The 16,266-nt window shown below is 72.1% G+C and carries 14 protein-coding genes; 1 reads left to right on the forward strand and 13 read right to left on the reverse strand.

From position 1 onward, the window contains the following. Window positions 1-87: 87 nt before the first annotated feature. The 10 genes from CP982_RS08750 to CP982_RS08795 form a co-directional block, all read right to left on the reverse strand. Window positions 88-1,038, reverse strand: a complete 951-nt coding sequence (locus CP982_RS08750; protein WP_150509994.1) for an AAA family ATPase — start codon at window positions 1,036-1,038, stop codon at window positions 88-90. Between the two features lie 158 nt (window positions 1,039-1,196). Next, a complete protein-coding gene (gene aroB / locus CP982_RS08755) occupies window positions 1,197-2,288 on the reverse strand; it encodes a 3-dehydroquinate synthase (RefSeq protein ID WP_150509995.1) in 1,092 nt (363 codons plus the stop codon). Then, entirely contained in the window at window positions 2,285-2,767 is a 483-nt protein-coding gene (locus CP982_RS08760; RefSeq protein ID WP_150515387.1) for a shikimate kinase, read from the reverse strand. Before CP982_RS08760 ends, aroB begins: the two co-directional genes overlap by 4 nt. A gap of 53 nt (window positions 2,768-2,820) precedes the next feature. After that, window positions 2,821-4,005 (reverse strand): chorismate synthase, encoded by a 1,185-nt coding sequence (gene aroC / locus CP982_RS08765; protein WP_150509996.1) that lies wholly within the window; start codon window positions 4,003-4,005, stop codon window positions 2,821-2,823. Window positions 4,006-4,153: 148 nt separating this feature from the next. Continuing rightward, window positions 4,154-4,996 (reverse strand): shikimate dehydrogenase, encoded by an 843-nt coding sequence (locus CP982_RS08770; RefSeq protein WP_150509997.1) that lies wholly within the window; start codon window positions 4,994-4,996, stop codon window positions 4,154-4,156. Then, window positions 4,977-6,644: an endolytic transglycosylase MltG gene (mltG, locus tag CP982_RS08775; RefSeq protein ID WP_150509998.1), complete on the reverse strand. Its 1,668-nt coding sequence runs from the start codon at window positions 6,642-6,644 to the stop codon at window positions 4,977-4,979. The genes CP982_RS08770 and mltG overlap by 20 nt, the downstream gene beginning before the upstream one ends. 125 nt (window positions 6,645-6,769) lie before the next feature. Further along, complete coding sequence (gene ruvX / locus CP982_RS08780; protein WP_144002380.1) at window positions 6,770-7,243, reverse strand: Holliday junction resolvase RuvX; 474 nt, start codon at window positions 7,241-7,243, stop codon at window positions 6,770-6,772. Next, window positions 7,243-9,912: an alanine--tRNA ligase gene (gene alaS, locus CP982_RS08785; RefSeq protein ID WP_150509999.1), complete on the reverse strand. Its 2,670-nt coding sequence runs from the start codon at window positions 9,910-9,912 to the stop codon at window positions 7,243-7,245. The genes ruvX and alaS overlap by 1 nt, the downstream gene beginning before the upstream one ends. After that, window positions 9,912-10,265, reverse strand: a complete 354-nt coding sequence (locus tag CP982_RS08790) for a DUF6167 family protein (RefSeq protein ID WP_150510000.1) — start codon at window positions 10,263-10,265, stop codon at window positions 9,912-9,914. The genes alaS and CP982_RS08790 overlap by 1 nt, the downstream gene beginning before the upstream one ends. Before the next feature lie 7 nt (window positions 10,266-10,272). Next, on the reverse strand, window positions 10,273-10,740 hold the full coding sequence (locus CP982_RS08795; protein ID WP_150510001.1) for a DUF948 domain-containing protein: 468 nt from the start codon (window positions 10,738-10,740) through the stop codon (window positions 10,273-10,275). 167 nt (window positions 10,741-10,907) lie between these two features. Here CP982_RS08795 and CP982_RS08800 point away from each other — a divergent pair, with 167 nt between their 5' ends. Beyond that, on the forward strand, window positions 10,908-13,142 hold the full coding sequence (locus CP982_RS08800) for an ATP-binding protein (RefSeq protein WP_170316394.1): 2,235 nt from the start codon (window positions 10,908-10,910) through the stop codon (window positions 13,140-13,142). Between the two features lie 21 nt (window positions 13,143-13,163). Here CP982_RS08800 and rpsD read toward each other — a convergent pair whose 3' ends face one another. From rpsD to CP982_RS08815, 3 genes are all read right to left on the reverse strand, one after another. Beyond that, window positions 13,164-13,778: a 30S ribosomal protein S4 gene (gene rpsD, locus CP982_RS08805; protein ID WP_144002388.1), complete on the reverse strand. Its 615-nt coding sequence runs from the start codon at window positions 13,776-13,778 to the stop codon at window positions 13,164-13,166. Window positions 13,779-14,107: 329 nt separating this feature from the next. Beyond that, window positions 14,108-15,463: a replication-associated recombination protein A gene (locus tag CP982_RS08810; protein ID WP_150510003.1), complete on the reverse strand. Its 1,356-nt coding sequence runs from the start codon at window positions 15,461-15,463 to the stop codon at window positions 14,108-14,110. A 56-nt stretch (window positions 15,464-15,519) separates the two neighbouring features. Further along, entirely contained in the window at window positions 15,520-16,161 is a 642-nt protein-coding gene (locus CP982_RS08815; protein WP_150515388.1) for a vitamin K epoxide reductase family protein, read from the reverse strand. Between the last annotated feature and the right edge of the window lie 105 nt (window positions 16,162-16,266).

A 16,266-nucleotide genomic window follows, 5' to 3' on the forward strand; every position in this document is an offset into this window, starting at 1 on the left:
AGGGGACGGGGGCGGAGCGGTTGACGGGGCGGGACCCGCCGCCCGGGCCTCGGCGCAGGGGCGGGGACGTCGGCTACCGGCTCGGGGCTACCACTTCGGCGGGCTCGTGAGGGCCCGGGCCAGGACCTCGTCGAGGAAGCGGGCGGTGGCGGGGACGTCCAGCTGGGAGTTGTCGATGATGGGCAGGCCCGAGCCGTACCAGCCGGCCATGCGGCCGTGGATGCGGGCCACCTCCTCGTCGGTGAGGCGGCGGTTGCCCGAGCGCTGTGCGTTGCGCTCCAGGACGACCTCAAGGCCCGGCAGCAGGACGACGGGCAGCAGGCCGGGGCCCACGTGCCGCTTCCAGCCGCCGAGGCCGACGACCGGGCGGTCCGGGAAGACGGCGTCGTCGAGGACGCAGGAGATGCCGTTGGCCAGGAAGTTCCGGGCGGCGAAGCCGCAGGTGCGGCGGGCCAGGCGGTACTGCGCCTCGGAGTTGTCGTTCCACCCCGTCTGGGGGTCGGCGAAGCCCGAGCGGACCCATTCGCGGACGTCGTCGAGGCTGATGTGGGCCGTGGGCACCCGGCGGTGCTCCGCCCAGTACTTGGCGACGCTGGTCTTGCCCGCGCCCGCGGGGCCGATGAGGAGCACGGCGAGGGTCGTGGAGCCCGTGTCGGCCGGGGCCGTGCCGGGCGGCGGGCTGGGCACGGCGACGGGGCCGCCGGGCGGGAGCTGGATGTGGCTCGTGGTGTCGCGGGCGGGCGGCGCCGGGGCGTGGTGCGTGGCGTGCGGGGCCGGGTGGGGGTGCGGCGCCGCCGCCGGGGCGTGCGGGGCCTGCGGGGCCCCGGGGGCGTGTGTCGCGCTCGGCAGGGGGGCCTGGCCCGGGTGGTGCGGCACGGGGCCGGAGGGGGCACCGGCGAAGCCCGGCGCGGGCGCTCCGACGGGCACCGGACCCGGCTGCGGCACGCTCGGGTGAGGGGCGGTCGTCGACCAGCCGGTGGCCGGTCCGTGCCCCGGCTGAGGGGGCGGCGGCAGCGGAGACCCCACGGTGTGCTGCATCCGGTGCCACTCCGTCTCGTGCGACTGACCTGGTACGGGCGGCAGGGCCACCCGCACTGAACGGTACCGTCCCCGGCCGACGTTGTGTGAACGGCCGGGGCGGCCCCGAAGTGCCCGTGGCTTGTTTCGCCCGGCCCGCGCGCGGGCCGGGCGAACGGTCAGCCGGCGACTTCGCCGTACGCGGCGAGCAGCACCGCCGGATCCGGTCCTTCGAGGACGGTCGGCTTGGCGAGGCCGTCGAGGACGATGAAGCGCAGCAGGTCGCCACGGGACTTCTTGTCGACCTTCATCGTCTCCAGGAGCTTGGGCCACTGGTCGTAGCGGTAGCTCAGGGGCAGGCCGACGGACTCCAGGACCGTGCGGTGCCGGTCCGCCGTCTCGTCGTCCAACCGCCCGGCCAGTCGGCCGAGTTCGGCCGCGAAGTGCATGCCGACCGCGACGGCGGCGCCGTGCCGCCACTTGTAGCGCTCGTTCTTCTCGATGGCGTGCGCCAGCGTGTGGCCGTAGTTGAGGATCTCCCGTCGGCCGGACTCCTTCAGGTCGCCGGAGACGACATCGGCCTTGACCCTGATGGACCGCTCGATCAGCTCGGCGGTGTGCGGCCCCGCGGGCGTGCGGGCCGCCTGCGGATCGGCCTCGATCAGGTCGAGGATCGCGGGGTCCGCGATGAACCCGGCCTTGATGATCTCCGCGAGCCCGGAGACGTAGTCGTGCACCGGCAGCGAGTCGAGGGCCGCGAGGTCGCACAGCACGCCCGCGGGCGGGTGGAAGGAGCCCACCAGGTTCTTGCCCTCGGCGGTGTTGATGCCGGTCTTCCCGCCGACCGCCGCGTCCACCATGGCGAGCACGGTCGTGGGGATCGCGATCCAGCGCACCCCGCGCAGCCAGGTCGCGGCCACGAACCCGGCCACGTCGGTGGTGGCGCCGCCGCCCACGCCGACGATCACGTCGGTGCGGGTGAAGCCGGACTGGCCGAGCGCCTTCCAGCAGTAGGCGGCGACCTCGGCGGTCTTGGCCTCCTCGGCGTTGGGCACCTGGATGGCCACCGCCTCGTAGCCCTGGTCCGCCAGGTCCTGGCAGAGCGCCTCGCCGGTGTCGGCGAGCGCCTCGGGGTGGATGACGGCCACGCGCTTGGCCGAGTCGCCGATCAGGCCGCCGAGCTCACCGAGCAGCTGCCGCCCGACGAGCACCTCGTACGGTTCCGTACCCGCCGTGCCGCCGACGGGGATCCGCGTCACTGCCTCACTCATGCTTCAGTCAACTCCAGGGCGTCGAGGACCGCTTCGGCGACCTCTTCGGGGGTCCGGCCGTCGGTGGCGACGACGGCGCGGGCGACTTCTTCGTACAGATGGCGGCGCGCCTCCATCAGCTCGCGCCACTGCTTGCGCGGGTTGACGGCGAGCAGCGGCCGGGCGGCGCCGAGGCCGACGCGGCGCACCGCTTCCTCGACGTCCATCGAGAGGTAGACGACGGGCAGGCCGCGCAGCAGCGACCGGGTGCCCTCGTCGAGGATCGCGCCGCCGCCGAGGCCGAGGACTCCCTCGTGCCCGGCGACGGCGGAGCGCACCGCGGCGCGCTCCAGGGCGCGGAAGTGCTCCTCGCCGTCCTCGACGAAGATGTCGGAGATCTCGCGGCCCTCAGCGGCGACGATGTCGGCGTCGGTGTCGCGGTAGGGCAGGCCGAGCCGCTCGGCGAGCAGCCCGCCGACGGTGGACTTGCCGGAGCCCATGGGCCCGACGAGCACGATCCGCGGCGCGTGGACGCCCTCCGCTGCCGGGTCGCTCACCGGATCTGGAGGTGGTCGAGGTACGACGTCACGTTGCGCCGGGTCTCCGGCACGCTGTCGCCGCCGAACTTCTCCGCGACCGCGTCCGCCAGGACCAGCGCGACCATGGCCTCGGCGACGATCCCGGCCGCCGGGACCGCGCACACGTCCGAGCGCTGGTGGTGGGCCTTGGTGGCCTCGCCGGTGGCCACGTCGACCGTGGCGAGGGCGCGCGGCACCGTCGCGATGGGCTTCATCGCGGCGCGTACGCGCAGCAGCTCGCCGGTGGTCAGACCGCCTTCGGTGCCGCCGGAGCGGCCGGTGACCCGCTTGATGCCCTCGCCGGTGGAGACGATCTCGTCGTGCGCCTGCGAGCCGGGCACCCGGGCGAGCTCGAAGCCGTCGCCGACCTCGACGCCCTTGATGGCCTGGATGCCCATGAGGGCCGCGGCCAGGCGCGCGTCCAGACGGCGGTCCCAGTGCACGTGCGAGCCGAGCCCGACGGGCACGCCGTAGGCGAGCACCTCGACGACGCCGCCGAGGGTGTCGCCGTCCTTGTGGGCCTGGTCGATCTCCGCGACCATCGCCTTCGACGCGGCCGCGTCGAGGCAGCGCACCGGGTCGGCGTCCAGGCGCTCGACGTCGGCGGGCACCGGGTACACGCCGTAGGGGGCCTTGGCCTTCGCCAGCTCCACCACGTGCGAGACGATCTCGATCCCGGCCGTCTCCTTCAGGTAGGAGCGGGCCACCGCGCCGAGCGCGACGCGGGCCGCGGTCTCGCGGGCGGAGGCACGCTCCAGGATCGGCCGGGCCTCGTCGAAGCCGTACTTCTGCATGCCCGCGAGGTCGGCGTGGCCGGGGCGGGGGCGGGTCAGCGGCGCGTTGCGCGCCAGCTCGGCGAGGGCGGCCGGGTCGACCGGGTCGGCCGCCATGACCTGCTCCCACTTGGGCCACTCGGTGTTGCCCACCATGACCGCGACCGGCGAGCCCATCGTCAGGCCGTGCCGCACGCCGCCGATGAAGGTGACCTCGTCGCGCTCGAACTTCATCCGGGCGCCGCGTCCATAACCGAGGCGGCGCCGGGCCAGGTGGTCCGCCACCATCTCCGTGGTGATCGGCACGCCGGCGGGAAGTCCCTCCAGCGTCGCGACGAGTGCGGGGCCGTGGGACTCCCCCGCGGTCAGCCAGCGCAACCTGCTCAACGGTGCTCCTCCTGCTCGCGCCTGGAACTGCGACGGCGCGACCGGGTGCGCGGCCTGGCCCGCCTTCCCTGATCCTCCCACGTCCAGCGCCCGGTACCGGCCCCGGTCCAGTCGGCGGACACCTGGATGGGCAAGTCCGGGCCGCGGCTCAGCGCGCGGCCAGCGCCTGTTCGCCCGCCTTGCGCATGGCGTCCAGGGGCGCGGGCGACTGCCCCGTCATCTGCTCGACCTGCAGGACGGCCTGGTGCACGAGCAGGTCGAGGCCGCTGACCACGGCCCCGCCGTACGCCGACCAGCGGGCCGCGAGGACGGTGGGCCACGGGTCGTAGAGCACGTCGAAGAGCGTGGCGGGCCGCTCGGGCACGGCGTGGGACAGGTCGTCGGTGCTGCCCGCCGGGGTGGTGGCGATCACCAGCGGCGCCCGCAGCGCCTGCTCGGCGTCCGCCCAGTCGGCGGTGCGCACCTCGATGTCGAGCCGCTCGCCCCACTGCCGCATCTCGGCGGCGCGCTCCGCGCTGCGGACGTAGGCGACGACCTCGCCGGTGCAGATCCGCGCGAGGGCGGCGAGGGCGGACGAGGCGGTGGCGCCCGCGCCCAGGATCGCGGCGGATTCGACCTGCTCGATGCCGCGCTCGCGCAACGCCGCGACCATGCCGGGGATGTCGGTGTTGTCACCGAGGAGCCGTCCGTCGTCCGTGCGCACGACCGTGTTGACGGCCTCCACGGACGCGGCGGTCTCGCTGACCTCGTCGAGCAGCGGCATCACCGCGCGCTTCAGCGGCATGGTGAGCGAGAGCCCCGCCCACTCGGGCCCGAGCCGCTCGACGAACCCGGGCAGCGCCGCCTCGTCGATCTCGAAGCGCTCGTAACGCCACTCGGCGAGGCCCAGCTCCTGGTACGCGGCACGGTGCAGCACCGGGGAGAGGGAGTGGGCGATGGGCGATCCGAGTACGGCCGCCCGGTGCCGGGCCTCAGCCGCCTGTGCTCGCATTGAACTTTTCCTTCAGCCTCAAGAATTCGGCGTGGGTCTTGGCGAATTCGGTCTTGTTCATGCCGTCGGTGGCGACGAAGTAGAGCCAGCCGTCCTTCGACGGGTTGAGCGCCGCCTTCATGGCCACCTCGCCCGGATTTCCGATGGGGCCCGGCGGCAGTCCCGTGTGCTTGTACGTGTTGTACGGGTCGGGGTTGGTCTTGATTTCCTTCTCGCTGATCTTGATCTCGCTCTGACCCATCAGGTAATTGAAGGTCGAGTCGAACTGGAGGAAACCGACCGTCTCCATGTTGCCGGGCTTCAGGCGGTTGTAGATGACCTCGGCCATCTTGCGGAAGTCCTCGTGGGTCTTGCCCTCGGCCTGGACCAGGCTCGCGACCGTGATCAGTTCGAACGGGTTCTTGAGCTTCAGCTCCTTGGCCTTGGCCTCGACGCCCAACTCGTCGTATTCCTCGGCGGCTTGGGAGACCATCTTCTTCAGGACGTCCTCGGGCTTCTGACCCTTGGCGACCGGATAGCTGGAGGGGTAGAGGAAGCCTTCGAGCGGGTCCTTGACCTTGCTGCCGATGTTGTTGACCGCCCACTGGGGAAGTCCGAGCTTCTTCCAGTCCTTCCGGGCGATGTTCTTCGTGGTGCCCTTGTCGAGTTCGAGCCGCTCGTCGATCTTCTCGTACACCCACGCATTCCGCTTGCCTTCCGGAATGATGAGGTTGTTGCGGCTCTTCGGGCTGAGCATCAATTCGAGGGCGGAGGCGGCCGACATCTGCTTCTTCAGGGTGTAGACGCCCGCCTGGATCTTCTGGCCCTCGGGGTTCTTTCCCTGCGCGGAGACGAACGCGTCGACGCTCTTGACGACGCCCGCGTCCTTGAGTGCCTGACCGATGGCGCCGCCGGTGGCGCCCTTGTCGATCGTGACCGTCGCCTTGGTGTCGATGCCGTCGCCCGCGTAGTCGGGGGCCGTGCCGAAACGATCCTGGTAGAACTGGTAACCGAAGTACCCGACCCCGCCGATGCCGCCCGCGAACACCGCGGCCACGACCAGGCAGGCGCAGCCACTGCGCCGTTTCCTGGGTTTCTTGCCGCCGCGGCCGCGCCGCTCGCTGCGGCTGCCGCGGCCCGCGTCGGCGGCATCCTCGTCCTCGTCGCCGCCCGCGAAGAACGCGTGTTCACCCTGGTCCGGGCCGGGATCCCAGCCAGTCTCATGGTCGGGTTCGGGGGCGGGACGGCGCCGCCCCGGCGGCTCCGGCGGCGGATACGCCTCGGGCGTGCCGTAGAAGTCCGGGCGCTCCTCGCCATAGGCGGCGGGCTGCTGCCCGTAGGGGTCGGCCGGGTCACTGCCGTAGGGGACCTGGCCGGCCTGGCCGGTGTCCCAGCCGCCTTCGTGCGGCTGGGGGCCGCCGTTGTACTGCGCCTGCAGGGGGTCGTACCCCTGCTGATGACCGTAGGACTGCTGCTGGCCCTCGTCCCATTCGCCGTACGGCTGCTGCTGGGGGTGGGCCTGCTGCGGCTGCTGCGGGTGGTACTGCCCCTGGCCGCCGTAGGGAGGCTGGCCGGGCGCGCCCTGCTGACCTCCCCATCCGCCGTCCCCGTACAACGGGTCCTCCGGATGCCACGGTTCGGAGCCTGGGCCCCGGCCATACTCAGTCATCGATCCCCTACGAGCCGCGAGGCGGGGGCCGCCGTCTGGATCCCAGGGCAACCGTTCCGCCTCTTGATGCTGTGCGGCGGCTGTTCGAACGCCGCCGCACCGCGCGGAACGTTACCGTATCGCGATCAGATGACCACTTCGACGCCCTCGCCCGGAGCCCTGCCTGACGCCCGTTCGGACTCCAGGGCCTGCTGCAGGATGATGACCGCCGCGGCCTGATCGATGACAGACCTGCCCTTTTTGGACTTCACCCCGGAGGCGCGCAGGCCCTGACTTGCCGTCACTGTGGTCATCCTCTCGTCCACGAGCCTCACCGGAACGGGGGCGATCCCGGCGGCGAGCTCCTGGGCGAAGGCGCGGACCTTGACGGCCGCCGGGCCCTCGCCCCCCTTGAGGGAGCGAGGGAGTCCGACGACGACCTCGATGGGCTCGTACTCCTCGACGAGCTGGCGCAGCCGGCGGTGCGCGGCCGGGACGTCCCGGCCCGGCACCGTCTCCACCGGCGTCGCGAGGATCCCGTCGGGGTCGCACGAGGCGACCCCGATCCGGGCGTCCCCGACGTCGATCGCGAGGCGGCGGCCCCGTCGGACGGAGCTCATCAGGCGGTTTCGCCGACGAGGCGCTCGACGGCGGCGATGGCGTCGCCGATGGCGGCCACGTTCTGGCCACCGCCCTGGGCGACGTCCGGCTTGCCGCCGCCACCGCCGCCGAGGGTCTTGGCGGCGGTGCGGACCAGGTCACCGGCCTTGAGGCCGCGCTCCCGCGCGGCCTCGTTGGTGGCGATGACCGTGAGCGGCTTGCCGTTGGCCGAGGTGAACAGGGCGACGACGGCCGGGCGGTCGCCGGGGATGCGGCCGCGCACGTCGAGGACCAGCTTGCGCAGGTCGTCCGCGCCGGTGCCGTCCGGGACCCGGCCGACCGCGAGGGCGACGCCGTGGACGTCCTTGGCGCCCTGGGCGAGACCGGCGGCGGCCGCAAGGACCTTCTCCGCGCGGAACTTCTCGATCTCCTTCTCGGCGTCCTTCAGCTTGGCGAGCATGCCGGAGATCTTCTCGGGCAGCTCCTCCGGACGGCCCTTGACCAGCTCCTGGAGCTGGGCGACGACCGTGTGCTCCTTGGCCAGGAAGTTGTACGCGTCGACGCCGACCAGGGCCTCGATGCGGCGCACGCCGGAGCCGATGGAGGACTCGCCGAGCAGCTTCACCAGACCCAGCTGGGCGGTGTTGTGCACGTGGGTGCCGCCGCACAGCTCCTTGGAGAAGTCGCCGATGGTCACGACCCGCACGCGCTCGCCGTACTTCTCGCCGAACTCGGCGATGGCGCCCGCCTTCTTGGCCTCGTCCAGGGACATGACCTCGGCCTGCACGTCCAGCTCGCGCGAGAGGACCTCGTTGATCCGCTGCTCGACGTCCGTCATCACGGCCGTGGGCACGGCGGACGGCGAGCCGAAGTCGAACCGGAAGCGGCCCGGCTGGTTCTCGGAACCGGCCTGGGCGGCCGTCGGGCCGAGGGCGTCGCGCAGCGCCTGGTGCGTGAGGTGCGTGGCGGAGTGGGCGCGGGCGATGGCGCGGCGGCGGTGGGAGTCGATCGAGGCCCACACCGGGGCGCCGACCGTGACCTCGCCGACCTGCACGACGCCCTTGTGGACGTGCACGCCCGGCACCGGCTTCTGGACGTCGCGGACCTCGATGACGGCGCCGCTGTCGAGGCGGATGCGGCCGGTGTCGCCGATCTGGCCGCCGCCCTCGGCGTAGAACGGGGTGCGGTCCAGGACGACCTCGACCTCGTCGCCCTCGGTGGCGGCGGGCGAGGAGGCGCCGTTGACCAGCAGGCCGACGATCACGGCCTCGTTCTCGGTGAGGGCGTAGCCGGTGAAGTCGGTGGCGCCGGAGCTGTCGGCGATCGCGCGGTAGGCGCCCATGTCCGCGTGGCCGGTCTTCTTGGCCTGGGCGTCGGCCTTGGCGCGCTCCCGCTGCTCCTTCATCAGACGGCGGAAGCCGTCCTCGTCGACCGAGAGACCCTGCTCGGCGGCCATCTCCAGGGTCAGGTCGATCGGGAAGCCCCAGGTGTCGTGGAGCAGGAACGCCTTGTCGCCGGGCAGCACGGTGGAACCGGCGGCCTTGGTGTCGCTGACGGCGGTGTCGAGGATGTTCGTGCCGCCCTTCAGGGCCTTGAGGAAGGCGGCCTCCTCGGCGAGCGCGACGGTCTCAATGCGCTTGCGCTCGGTGAGCAGCTCCGGGTACTGCTCGCCCATGGTCTTGATGACCGTGTCGACCAGCTCGGCGACGACCGGGCCCGTGGCGCCGAGCAGGCGCATGTTGCGGATGGCGCGGCGCATGATGCGGCGCAGGACGTAGCCGCGGCCCTCGTTGCCGGGGGTGACGCCGTCGCCGATGAGCATCACGGAGGTGCGCATGTGGTCGGCGACCACGCGCAGCGAGACGTCCGAGCCGTGCTCGGCGCCGTAGCGCACGCCGGTCAGCTCGGTGGCCTTGTCGATGACGACGCGCAGGGTGTCGGTCTCGTACATGTTCTGCACGCCCTGCAGGATCATCGCCAGGCGCTCCAGGCCGAGGCCCGTGTCGATGTTCTTCGACGGGAGGTCGCCGAGGATCGGGAAGTCCTCCTTGCCCGTGCCCGCGCCGCGCTCGTACTGCATGAAGACCAGGTTCCAGATCTCCACGTAGCGCTCGTCGTTGACGGCCGGGCCGCCCTCCTCGCCGAACTCGGGGCCGCGGTCGTAGTTGATCTCCGAGCACGGGCCGCAGGGTCCGGGGACGCCCATGGACCAGAAGTTCGGGCCCATGCCCAGGCGCTGGATGCGCTCGGCGGGGACGCCGATCACGTCGCGCCAGATGCGCTCCGCCTCGTCGTCCTCCTTGTAGACGGTGATCCAGAGCTTCTCCGGGTCGAGGCCGTAACCGCCCTTGTCCTGGGGCGAGGTGAGCAGCTCCCAGGCGAGCTTGATCGCGCCTTCCTTGAAGTAGTCACCGAAGGAGAAGTTGCCGCACATCTGGAAGAACGTGCCGTGCCGGGTCGTCTTGCCGACCTCTTCGATGTCCGGCGTGCGCACGCACTTCTGGACGCTGGTGACGCGCGGGGCGGGCGGCTTGGTCTCCCCCAGGAAGTAGGGCTTGAAGGGCACCATGCCCGCGGGGACGAGGAGCAGCGTCGGGTCGTCCGCGATCAGTGACGCCGACGGCACGACCTTGTGCCCACGCTCCTCGAAGAAGCTCAGCCAGCGGCGACGGATTTCAGCCGACTCCATCAGTGGTCCTCATTCCGGTTGTACGAGTACGTCGTGTCCGTCGTCTTTGCGAGGGACTTGGGGTTCTTGTCGGTGGCGGGGTCGACGAGGGCGAGGCGGCGCTGGGCGGGCAGCTCGGGGTCGACCGGGGCGTTGAGGCCGAGGGCGTCGCCCAGTTCGGCCTCCCGCTCGGCCATGCCGTCACGGACGTCGAGCGCGAAGTCCTTGAGCCGGTGCCCGGCCTCGACGGCCTTGTCGGCGGCGCGCGCCGCGAGGCTCTCCGGGGTGAGCTGCTTCAGCTTGCGGTTGACCTTGGTGGTGGCCCAGACGCCGGCGGCCGCGCCCGCGGTGAACCAGAACGTACGTCGGAACATCGCTGCGTCAGTCCTTCTTCCGCTTGCCCCGCCGTGCCGACGGGAGGGTGCGGCCCACGATCACCGTACGACGGGACGGCTTGGCGGGCACTTCCTTGCGGCTGATGGCCCGGCGCACCCCGTAGCCGAACGCCGCGACCTTGACGAGGGGGCCGCCGAAGGTGGAGGCCACGGTGGTCGACAGCGCCGACGCGTTCGACGTGACCTCCTGGACGTCCGACGCGATGGCGTCCACGCGGTCGATCTGCGTCTGCGCGGAGCGCACCGCCGTCGAGGCGTCGGCGAGGAGCGGCACCGCCTGCTCGGTCACGTCCGCGACGAGCTTGGTGGTCGCCCTGAGCGTCTGCGCCAGCCTCGCCAGCGCCACCGCCAGGAAGGAGACCAGAATCGCCCAGAAGACGGCCACCAGGATCCCGGCCACCTCTCCACCGGACACTGTGCACCGCTCCCTGAGACACCGCCCTGGACTCCCCATGGGATCCAAGGTCGCCGAACGTCGAAAAGTCGTGCTCCGACCCTATCGCGCCGGGGCCCCGGCTCCGTACCGCATTACCGCACGCGGCACTTGGAGCGGGGGGCTCTCACAGAACCCACGCGGACTGATTGTACGGACCGCGTACGCGTGAGTACGCTCCGTACCCCATGCGACGCCCTCAGCGCCCCGACGACCGTCGGAACGATTCAGCAGCAGCCGGCCCCGCGGCGGCCGCCCCCGTCGAGCGGCCCGCGGGGAACCTCCCGGCGGAGCTCACCGCCTTCGTCGGCCGCGGCACCGAACTGGCCGCCCTGACCGAGGTGTTGACCGCGGGCCGCCTGGCCACGGTGACCGGGGTCGGCGGCGTCGGCAAGTCCCGGCTCGCGGTGCGGGCGGCCGCCGCCGTGCGGCCGCGCGACGGCGCCTGGCTGGTGGAGCTGGACTCGGTGCGCGACCCCGACCTGGTGGAGCACGCGCTCGCCGGTGCCCTGGGGCTCACCGACCACACCAGCCGCTCGCCACGCCAGGTGCTGCTCGACCGGCTCGCCGGGCGGGAACTGCTGCTCGTGGTGGACGGGTTCGAGCACCTCGTGGCGGCCGCCGCCTCGCTGGTGCGGGACCTCCTCCTTCGCTGCCCGGACCTTCGCGTGCTCGCCGCCGGGCGCAGGCCCCTCGACCTGGCGGGCGAGCGCGTCTTCCCGCTCGCGCCGATGGCGGAGCCGGACGCGGCCGCCCTGTTCGCGGACCGGGCCTCGGCCTGTCTGCCCGGCTTCGCCCTCGACGGCGGCCACCGCGCCGAGGTCCTGGAGCTGTGCCGCCGCCTGGACGGCATCCCGCTCGCCCTGGAACTCGCCGCCGGACGGCTGCGCGCCCTGTCCCCCGGGCAGCTCCTCGCCCGCCTGGACGACCGTTTCCGGCTGCTGACGGGCGCCCGGCGCGACCTGCTGCCCCGGCACCAGACGCTGCGTACGGCGATCGGCTGGAGCCACGAGCTGTGCACGGCGCAGGAGCGGCTGCTGTGGGCACGGCTCTCGGTCTTCTCCGGCCCCTTCGACCTGGATGCCGTCGAATACGTGTGCAGCGGCGACGGGCTGCTCGCCGAGGAGGTGCTCGACGTCGTGGACGAGCTCCTCGCGCAGTCGGTCCTCACCCGCGAGGAGAGCCCCACGGGCGTGCGCTACCGCATGCTCGACACCGTCAGGGCCTACGGCGCGGAGTGGCTGCGGGCCACCGAGGACACGGCGCGGATGCGGCGCAGGCACCGCGACTGGTACATGGGCCTGGCCACCTGGTGCGAGCTGGACTGGTTCTCGCCCCGGCAGGCGGAGGTCGCCACCCTCGTCGAGTGCGAGCTGCCCAATCTGCGGGCCGCCCTGGAGTTCTGTCTGACCGAGCCGGAGGAGACGTACCTCGGCCAGTACCTCGCGGGCACGCTGTGGTTCTGCTGGGTGGGCTGCGGACGGCTCGCGGAGGGCAGGCACTGGCTGGACCGGGCCGTGGACCTGGAGGGCGAAGGGGGCGTCGGCGAGCAGTCGCGGCTGAAGGCGCTGTGGGTGCTCGGCTACGTGGCGATCCTGCAGGGCGACACGGTGCCCGCGCTGTGCGCGCTCCAGGAGTGCCAGGACACCGCCGAGCGCACCGGCAGCGCCGTCGCGGCGGCGTACGCGGTGCACCGCCTGGGCTGCCTCGCCCTGGTCTCGGACGACATGCCGCGCGCGGAGCGGCTGCTGCGCGCGGCCCTCGACGAGTACCGGCGCATCGGCGAGCTGAACAGCAACGTGCTGATGGGCCAGGTCGAGCTGGCGATGGCGCTGGCCTTCCAGGGGTCGCTCGGCGACGCCGTGGAGCTGTGCGAGGAGGTGCGTCAGGTGTGCGAGGACCACGGCGAGCGCTGGACGCTCGCCTACGCGCTGTACGTCCTCGGGTACGCGGCGTGGACGCGGGGCGAGCCGGAGCTGGCGCGCGAGCTCGTCACGCGCTGCCTCGACCTCGACCACACCTTCCACGACCTGCTGGGCACGGTCCTGGCGGTCGAGCTGCTCGCGCTGTTCACGGCGGTGGAAGGAGACGCGGCGGAGGCGGCCGTGCTCCAGGGCGTGGCCTCGCGGATCTGGCTGTCGGTGGGGCTTCCGCTGTTCGGCTCGCAGTACTTCGGCGGCCCGCACGCGCTGTGCGAGGCGCGCGCCAGGGAACGGCTCGGCGACGAGCTGTACGAGGCGCAGCTGCGGGCCGGGGCGCTGCTCCCGCCGGACGCGGCGGTGGCGCGGGCACTGCGCCGGGGCCGCGCCGCGGCGCCGGGGGTGCCGCGGGGCCGGCGCGGGGCACCGGCCGAGGGACAGGGCCCGCAAACGCGCGAACCCGCCGCCTCCCCGACCCGGAAGGGCGGGGAGACGGCGGGCTGAGCAGGTGAGGCTACGTCCGGATCAGCGGGCGTAGTACTCGACGACGAGCTGCTCGTCGCAGATCACGGGGATCTCCTTGCGGTTCGGCTCGCGGTCCAGGCGGAAGGCCAGGGCCTTCAGGTTCACCTGGAGGTAGCGCGGGGTCTCGCCGTCGGCGGCGAAGCCACCCTCGCGCGCGACCTCGAACAGCGGCTTCTGGCGGCTGCGCTCGCGGACCATGACGACGTCGTCCGGCTTCACGCGGAAGGACGGCTTGTCGACCTTCTGGCCGTTGACCTCGATGTGGCCGTGGACGACCATCTGGCGGGCCTGGTAGATCGTGCGGGCGATGCCCGAACGCAGGACCAGGGCGTCGAGACGACGCTCCAGCTCGACGATCAGGGCCTCACCGGTCTTGCCCTGGACCTTGGAGGCACGCTCGTAGGCGCGGACGAGCTGACGCTCGGACACGTCGTACTGCGCGCGCAGACGCTGCTTCTCGAGCAGACGGACCTTGTAGTCCGAGTTCTGCTTGCGGCCGCGGCCGTGCTCCCCCGGCGGGTAGGGACGGGCCTCGAAGTACTTGACGGCCTTCGGGGTCAGCGCGATGCCGAGGGCACGCGACTTCTTGACCTTGGGGCGGGACTGGTTCGCCATGAACCAAACACCTCTGCTCTTCTGTACGAAATCGGCTTCACCAGGGTTAGGGGAGGTCACATCCGCAGCCCGGGAAACCCGGCGGGTCCTCGGGGGACTCGCCCGGCAGCCGCTCCTGGGTCTGGGCACTATGTGCAGCACGCGAGTGGCCCACCTACCGATTCCCGGATCCGGGGGGGTGGTGGGCTGCCCGCGACACCTTCGACGGTGCGCGACGCTCCTGGAGATCCCCGCCCGGGGGCCGGATCTCCGGCTGGATGTCCCGCTCTGGTGGCGCCGGTACGGGACCGGACACGGGACTCAGCACTTCGGGGAAGTCTACAGGCTGCTCAGGGCCGCCTGCGACCGAGGTGATTGCGGGTCCACTCCACCGCGTCCGCGTAGCGCGCCTCGGCGCCGTGGCGGGTGGGGGTGTAGTACTCGCGGTCCTTGAGGGTGTCCGGGGCGTACTGCTGGGCGGCGATGCCCTCGGGCAGGTCGTGCGGGTACACATAGCCCTGGGCGTGGCCGAGCTTGGCCGCGCCCTTGTAGTGGCCGTCGCGCAGATGGGGCGGGACCGGGCCCGCGTGGCCCTTGCGGACGTCTTCGAGGGCGGCGCCGATCGCCGTCGTCGCCGCGTTCGACTTCGGGGCGAGGGCGAGGGCGATGGTGGCGTGGCTCAGGGTCAGGGCGGCCTCGGGGAAGCCGATCATGGCGACCGCCTGGGCCGCTGCCACGGCGATGGGCAGGGCATTGGGGTCGGCGAGGCCGATGTCCTCGCTCGCGGAGATCATCAGACGGCGCGCGATGAAGCGGGGGTCCTCGCCCGCCTCGATCATCCGGGCCAGATAGTGCAGGGCAGCGTCCACGTCCGAGCCGCGGATGGACTTGATGAGGGCGCTCGCGACGTCGTAGTGCTGGTCGCCAGCGCGGTCGTACTTCACCGCCGCGCGGTCGACCGACTCCTCCAGGGTCTGGAGCGTGATCTCCCCCTCGCCCTTGGCGAGGGCCGCGCCCGCGCCCGCCTCCAGGGCGGTCAGGGCCCGGCGGGCGTCCCCGCCCGCGATGCGCAGCAGATGGGCCTCGGCGTCCTCGGGCAGGGTGACCGCGCCGCCGAGGCCGCGCTCCTCGGTGAGCGCGCGCTTCAGCAGGTCCCGCAGGTCGTCGTCCGTGAGCGGCTCGAGGGTCAGGAGCAGGGAGCGGGACAGGAGCGGGGAGATCACCGAGAAGTACGGATTCTCGGTGGTCGCCGCGATCAGGGTCACCCAGCGGTTCTCCACGGCCGGGAGCAGCGAGTCCTGCTGGGCCTTGCTGAAGCGGTGGATCTCGTCGAGGAAGAGCACCGTCTCCTTGCCGTGGCCGCCCATGGCCCGGCGGGCGCCGTCGATGACCGCGCGGACCTCCTTGACGCCCGCGGTGATCGCGGAGAGCTCCACGAAGCGCTTGTTCGTCGCCTTGGAGACCACGTACGCCAGGGTCGTCTTGCCGATGCCGGGCGGGCCCCACAGGAACACCGAGGACGGGCCCGCGGGCCCGCCGCCGCCCTCGCCGACGAGGCGGCGCAGCGGCGACCCCGGGCGCAGGAGATGCTGCTGGCCCACGACCTCGTCGATCGTGCGCGGGCGCATGCGGACGGCCAGAGGACTGCTCGCCGGGTCCTTCTCCTGGCGGTCCTCTGCTGCGGCGGTGAACAGGTCGGGCTCCACGTCGAGAACCCTATGTCACCCCACTGACAATCCGTCCGGGGCCGCCGTCACCGGGCTCAGGCCCAGAGGTCGGCGCCCCACCGCGTGAAGATCAGCACGGCGATCACGCCGACGTGCATGACGGGAAGCGCCCAGGTGAAGTCCTCGAAGAAGGTCTTCGTCCAGCGGGGCGCGGGCAGGAAGCCGTTGCGGATGTTGAACGACGTCACGTACCAGAACATCAGGATCGTGGCGACCCACGCCAGGCAGCACCACAGGCACAGCGCGTTGATCCGGTACAGGGACTGGAACTGCAGCCACGTGCAGAAACCCACCCCGAACAGCGTGCCCGCGTTGAACGTCAGCCAGTACCAGCGCGGGAACCGCGCCCCCGCCAGCAGGCTCATCCCCACGCCGATCACCACGGCGTAGGCCGCGAGCCCCAGCATCGGATTCGGGAACCCGAACGCCTCCGCCTGCTCGCTCTTCATGATGCTGCCGCAGGCCACCACCGGGTTGATGCTGCACCCCGGCTGGAAATTCGGGTCCTTCAGCAACTCGAACTTGTCAAGGGTGATGATCCACGCAGCCCACAGCCCCGCCACACCTGTGACCACCAGAAGCAGCGCGAACGCCCGGCTCCCGCCGACGGAACGGGACACGTCCGCACGGTCCTCGCCCGAAGCGGCACCGTCCTTCACTGACTGCTTCACTGACATCGGTTCGCTCATCACGCCGTTTCCATCGCTCGTGGGTGGCCTAAAGCAGGGTCATTGTGCCGCAAGCTCCTGTGAGTCCACCGTCGGGTGGACAAAAGCGGACAC

Origin of the sequence: Streptomyces spectabilis, assembly GCF_008704795.1 — a bacterium.
GTDB classification, from domain to species: domain Bacteria; phylum Actinomycetota; class Actinomycetes; order Streptomycetales; family Streptomycetaceae; genus Streptomyces; species Streptomyces spectabilis.

What these genes read in the sequence shown, in the direction of transcription:
- mltG (WP_150509998.1), bottom strand. Translation starts at nt 6,644, where the DNA reads ATGACTGAGTATGGCCGGGGCCCAGGCTCCGAACCGTGGCATCCGGAG.
- CP982_RS08760 (WP_150515387.1), bottom strand. Translation starts at nt 2,767, where the DNA reads ATGGGCTCCGGCAAGTCCACCGTCGGCGGGCTGCTCGCCGAGCGGCTC.
- CP982_RS08800 (WP_170316394.1), top strand. Translation starts at nt 10,908, where the DNA reads ATGCGACGCCCTCAGCGCCCCGACGACCGTCGGAACGATTCAGCAGCA.
- CP982_RS08770 (WP_150509997.1), bottom strand. Translation starts at nt 4,996, where the DNA reads ATGCGAGCACAGGCGGCTGAGGCCCGGCACCGGGCGGCCGTACTCGGA.
- CP982_RS08750 (WP_150509994.1), bottom strand. Translation starts at nt 1,038, where the DNA reads ATGCAGCACACCGTGGGGTCTCCGCTGCCGCCGCCCCCTCAGCCGGGG.
- CP982_RS08790 (WP_150510000.1), bottom strand. Translation starts at nt 10,265, where the DNA reads ATGTTCCGACGTACGTTCTGGTTCACCGCGGGCGCGGCCGCCGGCGTC.
- ruvX (WP_144002380.1), bottom strand. Translation starts at nt 7,243, where the DNA reads ATGAGCTCCGTCCGACGGGGCCGCCGCCTCGCGATCGACGTCGGGGAC.
- CP982_RS08795 (WP_150510001.1), bottom strand. Translation starts at nt 10,740, where the DNA reads ATGGGGAGTCCAGGGCGGTGTCTCAGGGAGCGGTGCACAGTGTCCGGT.
- CP982_RS08815 (WP_150515388.1), bottom strand. Translation starts at nt 16,161, where the DNA reads ATGTCAGTGAAGCAGTCAGTGAAGGACGGTGCCGCTTCGGGCGAGGAC.
- aroB (WP_150509995.1), bottom strand. Translation starts at nt 2,288, where the DNA reads ATGAGTGAGGCAGTGACGCGGATCCCCGTCGGCGGCACGGCGGGTACG.
- rpsD (WP_144002388.1), bottom strand. Translation starts at nt 13,778, where the DNA reads ATGGCGAACCAGTCCCGCCCCAAGGTCAAGAAGTCGCGTGCCCTCGGC.
- alaS (WP_150509999.1), bottom strand. Translation starts at nt 9,912, where the DNA reads ATGGAGTCGGCTGAAATCCGTCGCCGCTGGCTGAGCTTCTTCGAGGAG.